This is a genomic window from Dietzia cercidiphylli, from assembly GCF_039531545.1.
In the GTDB taxonomy this organism is placed as follows: Bacteria; Actinomycetota; Actinomycetes; order Mycobacteriales; family Mycobacteriaceae; genus Dietzia; species Dietzia natronolimnaea.
Genome location: NZ_BAAAQG010000003.1, coordinates 334,680 through 352,476 on the forward strand (window position 1 = coordinate 334,680; position 17,797 = coordinate 352,476).

Here is a 17,797-nt window from a genome sequence, read left to right on the forward strand (position 1 = left end):
GGCGCCCTGGTTCAGGTAGCGTCGCCGCCATGAGTTCGCAGGGCAGTGTCAGGGGCGGCGACCGTCCGGCAAGGGACGGTGGCGAGGAGGGCCGGGCCGTCCCGAGGTGGCTGGCGGTCCTCTCGATCGTCGTGCTGGTGGCCGGTGTGGCGGTGCTGGGCGTGTTCGGCTGGCGCTATGCAGAAGCGCGGTCGGCACACGAGGTCGCGACCGAGCGCGAGACCGTCTCCGAGGTGGCGTCGCAGGTGATCATCAACGCGTTCAGCTTCGACTACCGCAACGTCGACGAGTCGCTGCAGCACCTCGCCGACGCCTCGACCGGCGATTTCCTCGTGGAGCAGGAGCAGTGGGCGGACGATGTCCGCACCCGTGTCGTGGAGCAGAAGGCGGTCACCACGGCGACCGTCTCCCAGTCCGCGGTGGAGGTCCTCGACCTCGAGGCGGGCGAGGCCGCCGTGCTGGTGGTCTTCACCGCGCATTCCGAGCGGGAGGGTCAGGACGACATCACCGGACGCCAGGCGATGCGGGTGGATCTCACCCGTGAGGACGGGTCGTGGAAGGCCAACGCGGTCAACCAGGTGGGCGTGACCGTGCCGGTCGGGAGCTCGAGTCAGTCCGTGCAGGAGCTGGAGGCGCCGGACACCCGGGACGGAGCCGGGAACGCGGACGCCGACGACCCCGACACGCAGGAGGAGTCGACCACCGCGCCGACCACCTCCGCCGGCCGATGAGGAAGGACGGGAACGACTGATGCCACCCATCAAGAGGACACCGAAGCCTGCCGGTCAGCCGGCTCGCCGGCGCCTGGCCGGTCACGCCGGATCGACCCGGCCCGAGGCCGGTTCGGGTGTGGGGGAGAACCAGAACGACGACGAGTTGGCCGACGCGCGGAGCACTGCCGATGCCGGGAGTCCGCCCGGCCGCGGGCTGCCCCGGGGTCGGGCGCTGGCGTACGCCGCGCTGGCGGTGGGTCTGGTGGCGGGAGCCACCGGTGCGTTCCTGGCCACGGAGCCCGGTGTGGACGTCGACAACCAGGCGTTCGTCGACCAGGCCGTCACCGACGAGGTCCTGACGGCCGCGAGCACGAACGTGCAGCGTCTCGTCGCGATCGATCACGAGTCCCTCGACGAGTATCACGACTCGCTGGGGGAGTTCCTCACCCCGGCCCTCGTGTCCGAGCTGGACGAGAACTGGCCCGCGCTCCGCGACAGCTACGAGCAGTCGGCCACCGCCGTCGAGGCGCAGGTCCGCGAGGCGGGTCTGTCCTACCTCGACGGGGACAAGGCCGAGGTGCTTCTGGTGCAGGACGTCTCGATGACCCGTGACGGCGTCGCGGCCGGCAGCACCAGCGGCACCTACCTGGTCGGTCTCGACCGGATCGACGGGGTGTGGAAGCTGTCCCGGATCCCCGACCTGCCGTCCTGACGGGTCGGCGGACAGATCATTTGTGGGCCGGACCGCGTCGGATCCTTGACGAACGGCCTCCGACCCGTCACCCTTTAGGGGCATCGGGCGATCAGATCGCCCGCCGGTGCGACGTCCCGACCGGGGGCCGATGAGGCGAGAGCCACGAGGGCAACCAGCGCAGGGACGGACGGCGCACCCGCCCGCGCACAGCCTCCGGGATCACTCCCGTGGACGGCTGGACTTCCGCGCCGCTATCCGCTAGATTAGGTCGTTGCGCTGGCTGCTATTTGCACTCTCGTCCGTCCGTGACGGCTCGTCCCCGGTCTCACCGGGTGCTCTCCGAGTCCTCGATCGGGTCGGATCTGGGTGGATACCCGTCGGCGGACCGCTCGCAGATACATCTGTGGTCACCGCCCGTGGTGATCACGTGAGGTGCTGGAAGGACCCATCTTGGCAGTCTCCCGCCAGACCAAGTCAGTTTCCACCGTTCCCGGTGCGCCCCGGAGGGTCTCGTTCGCGAAACTCTCCGAGCCGTTGCCGGTCCCGGGACTGCTCGACCTCCAGACGGAGTCGTTCGAGTGGTTCATCGGGTCGGAGGAGTGGCAGAAGAGGGCCGCGTCACGCGGCGTCACCAACCTCGAGGGAGGCCTGGAGTCGATCCTCAGGGAGATCTCCCCGATCGAGGACTTCTCCGGATCAATGTCGCTCTCGTTCTCGGATTCGTACTTCGAAGAGGTCAAGGCCTCCATGGAGGACTGCCGCGAGAAGGACCGCACGTACGAGGCGCCCCTGTTCGTCACCGCCGAGTTCGAGAACACCGAGACGGGCGAGATCAAGTCGCAGACCGTCTTCATGGGTGACTTCCCGATGATGACGGACAAGGGCACGTTCATCATCAACGGCACCGAGCGCGTCGTCGTCTCGCAGCTCGTCCGCTCGCCGGGCGTGTACTTCGACCGGAGCCGCGACAAGTCCACGGAGCGCGACGTCCACTCCGTCAAGGTCATCCCCTCGCGGGGTGCGTGGCTCGAGTTCGACGTGGACAAGCGCGACACGGTCGGTGTGCGTATCGACCGCAAGCGCCGCCAGTCCGTGACCGTGCTGCTCAAGGCGCTCGGCTGGACCACCACCGAGATCAAGGAGCGCTACGGCTTCTCCGAGATCATGATGTCCACCCTCGAGAAGGACACGGTCGAGGACACGGACCAGGCCCTGCTCGAGATCTACCGCAAGCTGCGTCCGGGCGAGCCGCCGACCCGTGAGTCCGCGGAGGCGCTCCTGGAGAACCTGTTCTTCAAGGAGAAGCGCTACGACCTGGCCCGCGTCGGCCGCTACAAGGTCAACCGCAAGCTCGGTCTGCCGGACCCCGAGGGTGACGACACCACCACGCTCACGCGTGAGGACATCGCCGCCACCATCGAGTACCTCGTGCGCCTCCACGCGGGCGAGAGCTCGATGCAGGTCGCCGGCGGACGCGAGGTCCCGGTCGACGTCGACGACATCGACCACTTCGGCAACCGCCGGCTCCGCACCGTCGGCGAGCTCATCCAGAACCAGGTCCGCGTGGGCCTGTCCCGGATGGAGCGCGTGGTCCGCGAGCGGATGACCACGCAGGACTCCGAGGCGATCACCCCGCAGTCGCTGATCAACATCCGGCCCATCACCGCCGCGCTCAAGGAGTTCTTCGGAACCTCCCAGATGTCGCAGTTCATGGACCAGAACAACCCGCTGTCGGGTCTGACCCACAAGCGGCGCCTGTCCGCGCTGGGCCCCGGCGGCCTGTCCCGTGAGCGCGCGGGCCTCGAGGTGCGCGACGTGCACGCCTCGCACTACGGCCGCATGTGCCCGATCGAGACCCCCGAGGGTCCGAACATCGGTCTGATCGGCTCGCTCTCGGTCTACGCCCGGGTCAACCCGTTCGGCTTCATCGAGACCCCGTACCGCCGGGTCGTCGACGGCGCCGTCACCGACCAGGTGGACTACCTGACCGCCGACGAGGAGGACCGCCACGTCGTGGCGCAGGCCAACTCGGAGATCGACGCGGACGGCAGGTTCGTCGAGGACCGCGTCCTCGTGCGCAAGAAGCACGGTGACGTCGAGGTCGTCGCGGGTACGGACGTCGACTACATGGACGTCTCGCCGCGGCAGATGGTCTCCGTCGCCACCGCGATGATCCCGTTCCTCGAGCACGACGACGCCAACCGCGCCCTGATGGGTGCGAACATGCAGCGCCAGTCGGTCCCGCTCGTGCGTTCCGAGGCGCCGCTCGTCGGCACCGGCATGGAGCTGCGCGCGGCCGTGGACGCGGGCGACGTCGTCGTCAACACCCGTGCGGGCATGGTGGAGGAGGTCTCGGCCGACTTCATCACCGTCATGGACGACGACGGTGGTCGTCAGACCTACCGTCTGGCCAAGTTCGCGCGGTCCAACCAGGGCACCTGCTCCAACCAGAAGCCGATCGTGGACGAGGGGATGCGCGTCGAGGCCGGCCAGGTCCTCGCCGACGGACCCTGCACCGAGAACGGTGAGATGGCGCTGGGCAAGAACCTGCTCGTGGCGATCATGCCGTGGGAGGGCCACAACTACGAGGACGCGATCATCCTCTCGCAGCGCCTGGTGGAGGAGGACGTGCTGACGTCCATCCACATCGAGGAGCACGAGATCGACGCCCGCGACACCAAGCTGGGCGCCGAGGAGATCACCCGCGACATCCCCAACGTCTCCGACGAGGTCCTCGCGGACCTGGACGACCGTGGCATCGTGCGCATCGGCGCCGAGGTCCGTGACGGCGATGTGCTGGTCGGCAAGGTCACGCCCAAGGGCGAGACCGAGCTCACCCCGGAGGAGCGCCTGCTGCGCGCCATCTTCGGTGAGAAGGCCCGCGAGGTGCGCGACACGTCGCTGAAGGTGCCCCACGGTGAGTCCGGGAAGGTGATCGGCGTCCGCGTGTTCTCGCGTGACGACGACGACGACCTGCCCCCCGGCGTCAACGAGTTGGTCCGCGTCTACGTGGCGCAGAAGCGCAAGATCCAGGACGGCGACAAGCTCGCCGGCCGCCACGGCAACAAGGGCGTCATCGGCAAGATCCTCCCCGCCGAGGACATGCCGTTCATGCCCGACGGCACGCCCGTGGACATCATCCTCAACACGCACGGCGTCCCGCGTCGTATGAACATCGGTCAGATCATGGAGACCCACCTCGGCTGGCTGGCCAAGGCGGGCTGGGAGGTGCCCCGCGAGGCGGACGGTTCCCTCCCCGAGTGGGCGACCAAGCTGCCGGAGGAGATCTACAGCGTCGAGGCCGGCACCAACACGGCGACCCCCGTCTTCGACGGTGCGGCGGACACGGAGATCACCGGCCTGCTCGGCTGCACCCTCCCGAACCGTGACGGCGAGCGGATGGTCGAGGCCGACGGCAAGGCGACCCTGATCGACGGTCGGTCGGGTGAGCCCTTCCCGTACCCGGTGTCCGTGGGGTACATGTACATCCTCAAGCTGCACCACCTGGTGGACGACAAGATCCACGCCCGTTCCACGGGTCCGTACTCGATGATCACCCAGCAGCCGCTCGGCGGTAAGGCCCAGTTCGGTGGCCAGCGTTTCGGTGAGATGGAGTGCTGGGCGATGCAGGCCTATGGTGCCGCGTACACGCTCCAGGAGTTGCTCACGATCAAGTCCGACGACGTCGTGGGTCGCGTGAAGGTGTACGAGGCGATCGTCAAGGGCGAGAACATCCCAGAGCCCGGGATCCCGGAGTCGTTCAAGGTCCTGCTCAAGGAGCTGCAGTCGCTGTGCCTCAACGTCGAGGTGCTCTCCAGCGACGGCCAGGCGGTCTCCCTGGGCGAGGGCGCCGAGGACGACGACCTCGACCGCACCGCCGCGAACCTGGGGATCAATCTCTCCCGCGACGAGTCCTCGGCGGCAGACGAGCTGGCGCAGTAGGCGCCGGGGGCGTGCACCATCGGCGCCCCGCATCCGACTAATTCAGTTCCACCACGGCGGGCCCCACACCGGCCCCACCCCGCGAGGGGCCCGCCACCATCCCATACGGGAAAGGACGCCTACGTGCAGGACGTCAACTACTTCGACGAGCTGGTCATCAGCCTCGCGACCGCGGAGAACATCCGCAACTGGTCCTATGGCGAGGTCAAGAAGCCCGAGACCATCAACTACCGCACCCTCAAGCCGGAGAAGGAGGGCCTGTTCTGCGAGAAGATCTTCGGCCCCACCCGGGACTGGGAGTGCTACTGCGGCAAGTACAAGCGCGTGCGCTTCAAGGGCATCATCTGTGAGCGCTGTGGCGTCGAGGTGACCCGTGCCAAGGTGCGTCGTGAGCGGATGGGCCACATCGAGCTGGCCGCGCCCGTCACGCACATCTGGTACTTCAAGGGCGTCCCGTCGCGGCTCGGCTACCTGCTGGACCTCGCGCCCAAGGACCTCGACAAGATCATCTACTTCGCGGCCTACGTCATCACCGGCGTGGACAAGGACCTGCGCCACAACGAGCTCAGCACCCTCGAGGCGCAGATCCTCGAGGAGCGCAAGATCATCGAGGACGAGCGGGACTCGGACATCGAGGCGCGCGCCAAGAAGCTCGAGGCCGACCTGGCCGAGCTGGAGGCCGAGGGCGCCAAGGCCGACCAGCGCCGCAAGGTCAAGGACGGCGGCGAGAAGGAGATGAAGAAGATCCGCGAGTCGGCCCAGCGCGAGCTGGACCGTCTCGAGGAGATCTGGACCACCTTCACCAAGCTCGAGATCAACCAGATCATCGTGGACGAGGGCATCTACCGCGAGCTCGAGGACCGCTTCGGCGAGTACTTCGAGGGCGGCATGGGTGCCGAGGCGATCCAGTCGTTGCTGGAGAACTTCGACCTCGCGACCGAGGCCGAGAACCTCCGCGACATCATCCGCAACGGCAAGGGTCAGAAGAAGATCCGCGCCCTCAAGCGACTCAAGGTCGTCTCCGCGTTCCTGCGGTCCGGGAACCACCCGGCCGCGATGGTGCTCGGGGCCGTCCCGGTGATCCCGCCGGAGCTGCGTCCGATGGTCCAGCTCGACGGTGGGCGCTTCGCCACCTCGGACCTCAACGACCTCTACCGTCGCGTGATCAACCGCAACAACCGCCTCAAGCGACTGATGGACCTCGGTGCCCCCGAGATCATCGTCAACAACGAGAAGCGGATGCTGCAGGAGTCCGTGGACGCGCTGTTCGACAACGGTCGTCGTGGCCGGCCCGTCACGGGCCCGGGCAACCGTCCGCTCAAGTCGCTCTCGGACCTCCTCAAGGGCAAGCAGGGCCGGTTCCGTCAGAACCTGCTCGGTAAGCGCGTCGACTACTCGGGTCGTTCCGTGATCGTCGTGGGCCCGCAGCTCCAGCTGCACCAGTGTGGACTGCCCAAGCTCATGGCGCTCGAGCTGTTCAAGCCGTTCGTCATGAAGCGTCTGGTGGACCTCAACCACGCCCAGAACATCAAGTCCGCCAAGCGGATGGTCGAGCGTCAGCGCGACCAGGTGTGGGACGTCCTCGAAGAGGTCATCGCCGAGCACCCGGTGATGCTCAACCGCGCACCCACCCTGCACCGCCTCGGCATCCAGGCCTTCGAGCCGCAGCTCGTCGAGGGCAAGGCCATCCAGCTGCACCCGCTGGTGTGTGAGGCCTTCAACGCCGACTTCGACGGTGACCAGATGGCCGTGCACCTCCCGCTGTCCGCGGAGGCGCAGGCCGAGGCCCGCATCCTCATGCTGGCCTCGAACAACATCCTGTCGCCGGCGTCGGGCCGCCCGCTCGCCATGCCGCGTCTGGACATGGTTACGGGCCTGTACTACCTGACCCGCCTCGACGAGGGCGCCACCGGTGCCTACGTCCCGGCGGCGGAGGACGCCCCGGCCACCGGCGTGTACTCGAACCCGTCCGAGGCCGTCATGGCCGTCGATCTGAAGGTGCTGGACATCCACGCGCCGATCCGGGTGCGGATGTCGCAGCAGCGGCCCCCCGCCGAGATCGAGGCGGAGCTGTTCCCCGAGGGCTGGACCCCCGGCCAGGAGTGGATCGCGGAGACCACGCTGGGCCGCGTCATGTTCAACGAGCTGCTCCCGGCGGACTACCCGTTCGTCAACGAGCAGATGCCCAAGAAGCGCCAGGCCGTCATCATCAACGACCTGGCCGAGCGCTACCCGATGATCGTCGTGGCGCAGACGGTGGACAAGCTCAAGGACACCGGTTTCTACTGGGCCACCCGCTCGGGCGTCACCATCGCGATGTCCGATGTGCTGGTCCCGCCGGCCAAGAAGGAGATCCTCGCCTCGTACGACGCCAAGGCGGCGCGACTCGAGTCGCAGTTCGGGCTGGGCAAGATCACCGACGAGGAGCGCAAGAGCGACCTGGTCAAGCTCTGGCAGGAGGCCACCGACGAGATCGGTCAGGCCATGGAGGCCAACTACCCGGACTCCAACCCGATCCCGACGATCGTCAAGTCGGGCGCGGCGGGCAACATGACCCAGATCCGTGCGCTCGCGGGCATGAAGGGCCTGGTGACGCGTCCGAACGGCGAGTTCATCCCGCAGCCCATCAAGTCCTCGTTCCGCGAGGGCCTGACGGTGCTCGAGTACTTCATGAACACGCACGGTGCGCGTAAGGGTCTGGCCGACACCGCGCTGCGTACGGCCGACTCGGGTTACCTCACGCGTCGTCTCGTCGACGTCTCCCAGGATGTCATCGTCCGCGAGACGGACTGTGGCACGAGCAAGGGCATCGAGACGGTCATCGCCCGCCGCGAGGTGGACGCGCACGGTGTCGAGACCGGCGTGCTCTCCCGGGACGAGCACGTCGAGACCTCGACGTTCGCCCGTACCCTCGCGGAGGACGCCGTCGACGCCTCCGGCGCGGTCGTCGTGGCCGCCGGCACCGACCTCGGTGACCCGACGATCGAGGCGCTCATCGCCGCGGGCGTGGAGAAGGTCAAGGTCCGCTCGGTCCTCACCTGCACCACCGGCACGGGAGTCTGCGCCACCTGCTACGGCCGTTCCATGGCGACCGGTCTGCTGGTCGACATCGGCGAGGCCGTGGGCATCGTCGCCGCCCAGTCGATCGGTGAGCCGGGCACGCAGCTGACCATGCGCACGTTCCACCAGGGTGGCGTCGGTGACGACATCACCGGTGGTCTGCCGCGTGTGCAGGAGCTCTTCGAGGCACGCGTGCCCAAGGGCAAGGCCCCGATCGCCGAGGAGGCGGGCCGGATCCGCCTCGAGGAGGAGGAGCGTTTCTACACGATCACGATCGTGCCGGACAACGGTGCGGACGAGATCGTGTACGAGAAGCTGTCCAAGCGTCAGGGTCTCGCGCACGTCATCCTCGAGGACGGGTCGTCCCGTCCGATCGTCGACGGCGACCACCTGGAGCGGGGTCAGGCCCTGCTCGAGGGTCCGGCGGACCCGCACGAGGTGCTGGCCATCCTCGGCCCGAACGGGGTCCAGAAGTTCCTCGTCGACGAGGTGCAGAAGGTCTACCGCGCACAGGGTGTGTCGATCCACGACAAGCACCTCGAGGTCATCGTCCGCCAGATGATGCGTCGCGTCGCGATCAACGAGTCCAACAGCACCGAGTTCCTGCCCGGTGCGCTGGTCGAGCGCGCGGAGCTCACGGCGGAGAACCGTCGCGTGCTCACCGAGGGCGGCTCGCCGGCCTCGGCGCGCCCGGTCCTCATGGGTATCACCAAGGCCTCGCTGGCCACGGACTCGTGGCTCTCGGCGGCCTCCTTCCAGGAGACCACCCGCGTGCTCACCGACGCCGCCATCAACCGGCGTTCGGACAAGCTCGTGGGCCTCAAGGAGAACGTCATCATCGGTAAGCTGATCCCGGCGGGTACCGGCATCAACCGGTACCGCAACTCGACGGTCGAGCCCACCGAGGAGGCCCGCGCGGCCGCCTACTCCATCCCGGACTACGGCGACGGCTTCTACGGTCCCGAGGACGGGTTCGGCGACGCCACCGGCGCGTCGGTCCGCCTGGACGACCTGGGTTACTGACCCCACCCGTCGGGTCGGTCACCGGCCGACCCGAACGATCACCGGACCCCCGGGCGCCCCGAGCGCCCGGGGGTCCGGTGCGTCGGCCCGGCCGTGTCGTCGCTGGCCGCGAACGTGTTCTAGACTTGCTCGATGTGCCCTGAGCCGCCGCGGTCCTCGCGGGCGGTCCGGGGCCGGATGACCGGAAGGGGGCGATCGAGAAGTGCGGATCGCACTGCTCTCGTACAGGAGCAAGCCACACGGCGGCGGGCAGGGCGTCTACGTCCGTCACCTGAGCCGTGAGCTGGCCGCACTGGGCCACACCGTCGAGGTGTTCTCCGGTCAGCCGTACCCGGAGCTCGACCCGGGGCCCACGCTCACCAGGGTGCCGAGCCTGGACCTGTACAACGACGCCGACCCGTTCCGCACGCCGCACCCGCGTGAGATCCGCGACAGGATCGACCTCCTCGAGGTGGCCACCATGTGGACCGCCGGCTTCCCGGAGCCGCGCACCTTCAGCCTGCGCGCGGCGCGGGCGCTCACGCCGCGGTTGGCCGACTTCGACGTGGTGCACGACAACCAGTGCCTCGGCAGCGGCCTGTTGACGCTCGAGGAGGCCGGGTTCCCGGTGGTCGCCACGGTGCACCACCCGATCACCCGGGACCGGGACCTCGCCATGAAAGAGGCCCCGCTGCGCAAGAAGCTCACGACCTGGCGCTGGTTCGGGTTCCTGGGCATGCAGATCCGGGTGTCCCGGAAGCTCGAGGAGATCATCACCGTCTCCAGCAACTCGGCCGAGGACATCGCCTCCGACTTCGGGGTGGACCCGGAGCGGATCGTGACGATCCCGCTCGGTGTGGACACCGACCGCTTCCACGACCGCCGCGACCGCGAGCCCGGACGCCTGGTCTGCGTGGCCAGCGCCGACCAGCCGCTCAAGGGCGTCCCCATCCTGTTGCGGGCGCTGGCGAAGGTCCGCGAGGAGCATCCCGGGGTGCGGCTCACCCTGATCTCCAAGCTCAAGCGCAAGGGGGAGGCCTCCAGGCTGCTGGACTCCCTCGGCCTGCGCGACGCGGTGGACCTGGTGTCGGGGGTCGACGACGACGAGTTGGCCGAGCTCGTGGGCACCGCCGAGATCTCGGTGGTCCCGAGCATGTACGAGGGCTTCTCGCTCCCCGCGGTCGAGGCCATGTCCAGCGGGTGTGCGGTGGTGGCCAGCCGCGCGGGTGCGCTGCCGGAGGTCGTGGGCACCGATGACTCGGCCGCCCGACTGGTCGCACCCGGCGACGTCGACGAGCTCGCCCGCCAGATCAGCGCGTTGCTGTCCGATCCGCTCGAGCGTCGACGCCTCTCGCAGGGTGGGCGGGAGCGTGTGATGGAGCGCTACAGCTGGGCCGCCGTGGCCAGGAGGACCGTCGAGGTCTACGAGACGGCGATCGCTAGGGTCCGGGGCGAGACGCTCCCGGACCTGACCGTCGGTCCGGTCATCGGGCCGGACCAGACAGAGATTGACGAGCACGTCACCGACGACGTGCCCGAGGTGCTCCCGGGTTCCGGGGAGTACGACATCCGTGAGCAGGAGGACGCCGCATGCTGACCGCCGATTTCGCCCGTCTCGGGGTCACTCCCGGCATGCGAGCCATCGACGTGGGAGCCGGCCTCGGCCGACACACCTTCGAGCTGTACCGCCGCGGGGCCGACGTGACCGCCTTCGACCAGAACGCGGACGAGATGCGGCAGGTGACCGAGATGCTCGCCGCGATGGAGGCCGAGGGTGAGGGCCTGCCGGAGTCCAGGGGCGAGGCGGTGACCGGCGACGCGCTGAACATGCCCTACGAGGACGGCACCTTCGATCTGGTGCTCATCTCCGAGGTTCTCGAGCACGTCCCGGAGGACACCCGGGCGATCGCCGAGTTGGTGCGGATCCTCAAGCCGGGTGGGGTCGCCGCGGTGACCGTGCCGCGTGAGTGGCCGGAGAAGCTGTGCTGGAAGCTCTCGGACGCCTACCACTCCAACCCGGGCGGGCACTGCCGCATCTACACCGCCGAGGAACTGGGCTTCAAGCTCCGCGCCGCCGGCCTGGAGGTCACCGGCACCGGGTACGCGCACGCGCTGCACGCCCCCTACTGGTGGCTCAAGTGCGCCGTGGGTACGGAGAACGACGACCACCCGCTGCCCAAGGCCTATCACAAGCTTCTGGTGTGGGACCTGATGAAGGGCCCCTGGGTCACCCGGACCGCCGAGAAGCTGCTCAACCCGGTGATGGGCAAGTCCATCGTGTTCTACCTACGCAAGCCCGCGGAGGCCTGATCGTCCGTGCTCACCACCAACTCCGGCGTAGACCGGTCCCGTCCCGTCCCCAGCGTCCCGGGGGTCCTCGACGCCGACGCGGTGCGGGCCACCGGCGAGTGGATCGCCTCCGTGCAGCGACCGAACGGTGAGATCCCGTGGTTCACGGGCGGGCACACCGACCCGTGGGATCACGTGGAGTCGGCCATGGGCCTGTCGGTGGCCGGCCAGTGGGAGGCCGCCGAGAAGGCGTACGGGTTCCTGCGCGACACCCAGCGCGGTGACGGCTCCTGGCCGGTGCGGTGGCAGGACGGCGTGATCGTCGACGCGGACACCGACTCCAACTTCTGCGCCTACGTCGCGGTCGGGGTGTGGCACCACCACCTCGTCACCGCCCGGCCGGGATTCCTGGAGTCCATGTGGCCGACGGTGCGCAGGGCGCTCGACCTGGTCCTGACGTTCCAGGGCCCGGACGGTCAGATGTGGTGGGGTGCCGGTGAGGAGGGCTTCTGTGAGGAGGCGCTCATCACCGGTTCGTCGAGCGTCCACCACGCCCTGCGGTGTGGCGTGGCGATCGCCGAGGAGCTCGGGGGGACGGCCCCGGACTGGGACGCCGCCGCCGACTCCCTCGGACACGCCCTGCGGGCGCACCCCGAGTTGTTCACGCCCAAGACGGAGTTCTCGATGGACTGGTACTACCCGGTCCTCGGTGGGGTGATGGTGGGGGATCAGGCCCAGGACAGGCTGGACTCGCTCTGGGACCGGTTCGTCGTCGACGGCCTGGGTATCCGGTGTGTGGACCACCGGCCCTGGGTCACCGGTGCCGAGACGTGCGAGCTCGTACTCGCGCTCGAGGCCGCCGGGCGGCACGAGCAGGCGCTCCAGCAGTTCACCAACATGCAGCACCTGCGGGACACCGACGGCTCCTACTGGACCGGACTGGTCTTCGCCGACGGCAAGCGCTGGCCGGTGGAGCTGAGCACGTGGACCGGAGCGGTCATGCTGCTCGCGGCGGACGCCCTGTCGCACACCACGCCGGGCAACGAGATCTTCCGCTACGTCTCGGACCACACCATGCAGCGGTTGCACCTCGCACCGGGTGATCCCGCCGACTGCGCCCCGGGCGAGGAGTGCCCGCCCATCGCGGCCGCCGTGCGCTAGTCTGTCGGGAACTGCCGCTGGACACCTGTCTGGTCAGGTGTCGGCCGGCGGCCCGACCGCACGAGGAGCGCCCATGGAATTCGGACTCACCCTGTTCACCAGCGATCGGGGGATCCGGCCGACCACGGCCGCCGTGGCCGCGGAAAACGCCGGGTTCTCGGCCTTCTACGTCCCCGAGCACACCCACATCCCGGTCCGGCGCGAGGCCGCGCATCCGGGCACCGGTGGGGCCGAGCTGCCCGACGAGCGCTACAGCCGCACGCTCGACCCGTGGGTCGCGCTCGCCGCGGTGTCCTCGGTCACCTCGACGATCCGCCTCGGCACGGCCGTCGCGATCCCGGTCGAGAGCGACCCGATCACCCTGGCCAAGACCATCGCCTCGGTCGACCACCTCTCGGGTGGCCGCACGGTGCTGGGGGTGGGGTACGGCTGGAACCTCGACGAGATGGCGGACCACAACGTCCCGCCCTCGCTGCGCCGCACCATGCTGCGCGAGTACCTCGAGGCCATGCGGGAACTGTGGAGCCGGGACGAGGCCGAGTACCACGGGCGGTTCGTGGACTTCGGTCCCAGCTGGGCCTGGCCCAAGACCGTCCAGGCGGGTGGTCCCCGCACCCTCGTCGGCGCCGCGGGCAACGAGAAGAACTTCAAGTGGATCTGCCGCAGCGCCGACGGCTGGATGACCACCCCGATCTCCCAGGACATCGCGGGGAGCGTCCGGCAGTTGCGGGAGCTGTGGGCGGAGGCCGGTCGCGAGGGGGAGCCGTACATCGTGGTGCTCGACGGCAAGCCGATCCCCGAGAAGATCGAGATGTACCGCGAGCTGGGGGTGCACGAGCTCGTCTACGGAACCCCGGACAGGTCCGAGGAGGAGGTGCTGGCCTACATCGACCGTCTGGCCGGCAAGCTCGGGCTGGCCGTCGGTACCTGACCGGGCGGGGCCGATACACCGGTTCCCGCGCCGAAGCCCCTGCCGGTGGCCCCGCCGCGCCGGTACCGTCGGCGGTATGACCTCCGCCTCCGCCTCGGACACCCCCGTCGTCGTCATCACCGGAGCCGGGGGCGGCCTCGGCGCCGCCACGGCCGCGCTCTACTCCGGCCGCGGGTGGCACGTCGTCGCCGCCGACCTCAGCGCACCCCCGGGCGGCGCGGGGATCACGCCCGTGGCGGTCGACGTGACCGACTCCGTGTCGCTCCGGGCGCTCGCCGATCGGGTCCGCGCGGACCACGGCCGCCTGGACGCGGTGGTCACCTTCGCCGGGATCCTGGGGATCGGGCCGCTCGCCGAGACCGACCCCGAGCGGGTCCAGCAGGTGCTCGACGTGAACGTCATGGGGACCGTCCGCACCGTGCACGCGATGTTCGACCTGCTCCGCGCGAGTAGCGGACGGGTGGTCCTCATCAGCTCGGAGACCGGCCCCCAGCACGGGATGCCGATGAACGGCGCCTACGCCATGAGCAAGCACGCCGTCGAGGCCTACGGGGACTCCCTGCGGCGCGAGCTCATGTTCCTCGGCCTCGACGTGGTGCTCATCCAACCGGGCCCGTTCCGCACGGGGATGACCGCCTCGATCCGGCGGCGCTTCCAGGAGTCGACGCTCCCGGGCTCGCCCTTCGCCGCCATGGCCGCCGTGATGGGGGAGATGGCGGCGGGGGAGGACGACAAGGCCACCGATCCCCGGGTCCTGGCGGAGGCCGTCTGGACCGCCGGGACCACCGCCCGGCCCCGTCACCGCTACGCCGTGAAGTGGGACCTCGGCCGCAGACTCCTGGACCACCTCCCCGTCCCGGTGGTGGACAGGGCGCTCACGCTGGCACTGGGCGGCAGGATCAACGCCAAGCGGCTCGAACTGCGGCGCGAGGCGGCGGACACCCTCAGCGCCGCCGACGCGGAGGTGCGGCCGTGAGCAACCTCGACGCCCGTCCGGAGGAGATCGAGTGCGAGGCGGGCGGATCGCCCGGTGGACCCGAACCCGGGGGCGCCGCGGTGGAGATCATCACCTCCCGTGACGTCCCGCTCGGCGGGCCGCGGGCGATGACGGTCAGGCGGACGCTCCCGCAGCGACGGCGCTCCCTGATCGGCGCTTGGTGCTTCGTCGACCACTACGGGCCCGACGACGTCTCGGCCACCGGCGGGATGGACGTGCCGTCGCATCCGCACACCGGACTCCAGACCGTCAGCTGGCTCTTCGAGGGCAACGTGACCCACCACGACTCCGGTGACCACCACGCGGTGGTCCGGCCCGGCGAGGTCAACCTCATGACCTCCGGGGCGGGCATCTGCCACACCGAGGTGTCGACCCAGGACACGGGCGTGCTGCACGGGGTGCAACTGTGGACGGCGCTCCCCGAGAGGGACCGCGAGAACACCGGCCGCGGGTTCGAGCACCACGTTCCCGAGGCGGTGGAGTACGAGGGCGGATCCGCCCTGGTCTTCATCGGGTCGCTGCTGGGCTCGTCGTCGTCGGTCACCACGTTCACCCCCCTGCTCGGCGCGGAGCTCCGCCTGGACCCCGGCGCCCGGCTCACCCTCGACGTAGACCCGGAGTTCGAGCACGGGCTCCTGGTGGACGCCGGCGACATCACGCTCGAGGGAGTGACCGTCGAACCCGCCCAACTCGGCTACACGGGTGTCGGCGAGACCACCCTGACCATCGACAACACCGGATCCACCCCGGCGCGGATGATCCTCATCGGCGGCACCCCGTTCGGCGAGGAGATCGTGATGTGGTGGAACTTCATCGGCCGCAGCCACGAGGAGATCGTGCGCTACCGGCAGGAGTGGGAGGACGGCTCGGACCGCTTCGGTCGGGTCGACGGTTACATCGGACGGAACCCCGACGGGCTCATCCGCCTCCCCGCGCCCACCCTGCCCGGCAGCGTGCTCAGGCCGAGGGCGAACCCGGCCGCGCGGGCACAGGCCCGGGAGGAGGTCTGATCATGGGTGTCCCGAAGCTGGACCGTGCCCAGCGTGAGGTCTACAAACAGCTCGTCCGCACCGCCGTCGCCTCCCGCGAGGCGTCCACCGGGGCCGGGCTGGAAGAGACGCTGCTCGAGTTGGTCAACGTCCGGGTCTCCCAGCTCAACGGGTGCGCGGCCTGCCTGGCCACGCACGTGCCGGCCGCGCGGAAGGCGGGGGTCTCGCAGGGTCGCCTGGACCTGCTCCCGGCGTGGCGGGACATCGACGAGTTCGGCGATCCCGAACGGGCCGCTCTCCGTCTGGCGGAGACGCTCACGCGCCTGGACAGCGTCGACGAGCGCGGGGCGGCCACGGCCGCCGCCGCCGAGCACTTCGACGAGGACCAGCTCTCCGCGCTCGAGTGGTCGATCGTGTTGATCAACGCCTTCAACCGGGTCTCGATCGCCAGCGACCACCGGGTGCGCATCGAGGACTGATCCCGGGCCCGGGCGGGGTGCCGGGCCAGCGCCGGGAGCACGGGAGCCGCATCGGGACTACCGTGGGCGCTGTGAGCGAGAAGCCGGACGTCCAGACCCTCGGCGAACTGCGCGCCGCGGGGTACACCAGCCGCAGCCTGCGCGAGGAGATGCGCGAGAACCTCCTGGCGGGCCTGGCCGCGGGCCGCGATCCCTGGCCGGGGATGCACGGATTCGACTCCACGGTCATCCCGCAACTGGAGCGGGCGATCATCGCGGGCCACGACATCGTCCTGCTGGGCGAGCGCGGACAGGGCAAGACCCGCCTGCTGCGCACCCTGGTGGGACTGCTCGACGAGTGGTCGCCCGTCGTCGAGGGATCCGAGCTCGGGGAGGACCCGCTCGCGCCGATCACCACCGAGACGCGGGACCGGGTCACCAGGGAGGGGGACGCCCTGCCCATCGGCTGGCGACACCGGACCGAGCGGTACGTCGAGAAGCTCTCCACCCCGGACACCTCCGTGGCGGACATGATCGGCGACGTCGACCCCATGCGGGTGGCCGAGGGACGGCGCCTGGGCGACCCGGAGACCATCCACTACGGACTGGTGCCCCGCGCGAACCGCGGCATCGTGGCGCTCAACGAGCTCCCCGACCTGGCGGAGCGCATCCAGGTGGCCCTGCTCAACGTCATGGAGGAGCGGGACGTCCAGATCCGGGGTTACGTGCTCCGGTTGCCCCTCGACGTGCTGGTGGTGGCCTCGGCCAACCCGGAGGACTACACCAACCGCGGCCGGATCATCACCCCGCTCAAGGATCGTTTCGGCGCCGAGATCCGCACGCACTACCCGTTGGACCTGTCCGACGAGATCGAGGTCGTGCGGCAGGAGGCGGACCTCACGGCGGAGGTCCCGGACGCCCTGATGGAGCTGCTCGCCCGGTTCACCCGCGAACTGCGGACGTCGGACTCGGTCAACCAGGCCTCCGGCGTGTCCGCGCGCTTCGCGATAGCCGGCGCCGAGACCGTCGCGGCGGCGGCCAGGCGTCGCGCCGCCGTCCGCGGGACCGACGACCCCGGCGAGGCGGTGGCGAGGCTGGTCGACGTCGACGCCGCCGTGGACGTGCTCCGCGGGAAGATCGAGTTCGAGCCGGGGGAGGAGGGCCGCGAGCCGGAGATCCTCCGCTACCTCCTGCGCAGTGCCACCGTCGACGTGGTGCGCGAGATGTTCCGCGGTCTCGACCTGGCCCCGCTCGTGGAGGCGTTCGACGGCTCGGTGACCCTGACGACCGGCGCCAGCGTGACCGCGGCGGAGTTCCTCGAGGCCCTGCCCGAGCTCTCCGAGCCGGGCCTGTACGACCAGATCGCCGAACGCGCGGGAGCCACGACGGTGGGGCAGCGGGCCGGGGCGATCGAGTTCGCGCTGGAGGGGCTCTACCTCTCGCGGCGTCTGTCCAAGGAGACCGGGGACGGCGCCGCCGTCTACGGCTGACACCCCGCGGTGGCCGTACCCGCCGACCGGCCGATGAGGTCGACGGTGAGGGCCGGGACGCCGCCGGAGCA

Annotated in this window: 12 protein-coding genes; all 12 read left to right on the forward strand. The window is 69.7% G+C overall.

Annotated features, from left to right (window positions below; genetic code table 11):
- The first annotated feature begins 29 nt into the window (after positions 1-29).
- The gene (locus tag ABD250_RS03325; RefSeq protein WP_194306721.1) at positions 30-731 is read left to right on the forward strand and encodes a hypothetical protein; all 702 of its coding nucleotides are present in this window, start codon (positions 30-32) and stop codon (positions 729-731) included.
- A 19-nt stretch (positions 732-750) separates the two neighbouring features.
- Positions 751-1,425, forward strand: coding sequence for a hypothetical protein (locus tag ABD250_RS03330; protein ID WP_182657597.1), 675 nt, complete (start codon positions 751-753; stop codon positions 1,423-1,425).
- 414 nt (positions 1,426-1,839) lie between these two features.
- The gene (gene rpoB, locus ABD250_RS03335; RefSeq protein WP_179523159.1) at positions 1,840-5,349 is read left to right on the forward strand and encodes a DNA-directed RNA polymerase subunit beta; all 3,510 of its coding nucleotides are present in this window, start codon (positions 1,840-1,842) and stop codon (positions 5,347-5,349) included.
- Positions 5,350-5,472: 123 nt separating this feature from the next.
- Entirely contained in the window at positions 5,473-9,432 is a 3,960-nt protein-coding gene (locus tag ABD250_RS03340) for a DNA-directed RNA polymerase subunit beta' (protein WP_182657599.1), read from the forward strand.
- A 202-nt stretch (positions 9,433-9,634) separates the two neighbouring features.
- Entirely contained in the window at positions 9,635-11,008 is a 1,374-nt protein-coding gene (locus tag ABD250_RS03345; protein WP_182609595.1) for a glycosyltransferase family 4 protein, read from the forward strand.
- A complete protein-coding gene (locus ABD250_RS03350; RefSeq protein ID WP_182609596.1) occupies positions 11,002-11,721 on the forward strand; it encodes a class I SAM-dependent methyltransferase in 720 nt (239 codons plus the stop codon). The genes ABD250_RS03345 and ABD250_RS03350 overlap by 7 nt, the downstream gene beginning before the upstream one ends.
- 6 nt (positions 11,722-11,727) lie before the next feature.
- Positions 11,728-12,861, forward strand: coding sequence for a prenyltransferase (locus tag ABD250_RS03355; protein WP_182657601.1), 1,134 nt, complete (start codon positions 11,728-11,730; stop codon positions 12,859-12,861).
- A 73-nt stretch (positions 12,862-12,934) separates the two neighbouring features.
- A complete protein-coding gene (locus tag ABD250_RS03360; RefSeq protein WP_179525960.1) occupies positions 12,935-13,792 on the forward strand; it encodes an LLM class F420-dependent oxidoreductase in 858 nt (285 codons plus the stop codon).
- 76 nt (positions 13,793-13,868) lie between these two features.
- Positions 13,869-14,768 (forward strand): SDR family NAD(P)-dependent oxidoreductase, encoded by a 900-nt coding sequence (locus ABD250_RS03365; protein ID WP_179525959.1) that lies wholly within the window; start codon positions 13,869-13,871, stop codon positions 14,766-14,768.
- Positions 14,765-15,799, forward strand: coding sequence for a pirin family protein (locus ABD250_RS03370; protein WP_182658769.1), 1,035 nt, complete (start codon positions 14,765-14,767; stop codon positions 15,797-15,799). The genes ABD250_RS03365 and ABD250_RS03370 overlap by 4 nt, the downstream gene beginning before the upstream one ends.
- 2 nt (positions 15,800-15,801) lie before the next feature.
- Positions 15,802-16,257: a carboxymuconolactone decarboxylase family protein gene (locus tag ABD250_RS03375; protein ID WP_182658768.1), complete on the forward strand. Its 456-nt coding sequence runs from the start codon at positions 15,802-15,804 to the stop codon at positions 16,255-16,257.
- 71 nt (positions 16,258-16,328) lie between these two features.
- Positions 16,329-17,726, forward strand: coding sequence for a sigma 54-interacting transcriptional regulator (locus tag ABD250_RS03380; protein ID WP_179525956.1), 1,398 nt, complete (start codon positions 16,329-16,331; stop codon positions 17,724-17,726).
- Positions 17,727-17,797: the final 71 nt, after the last annotated feature.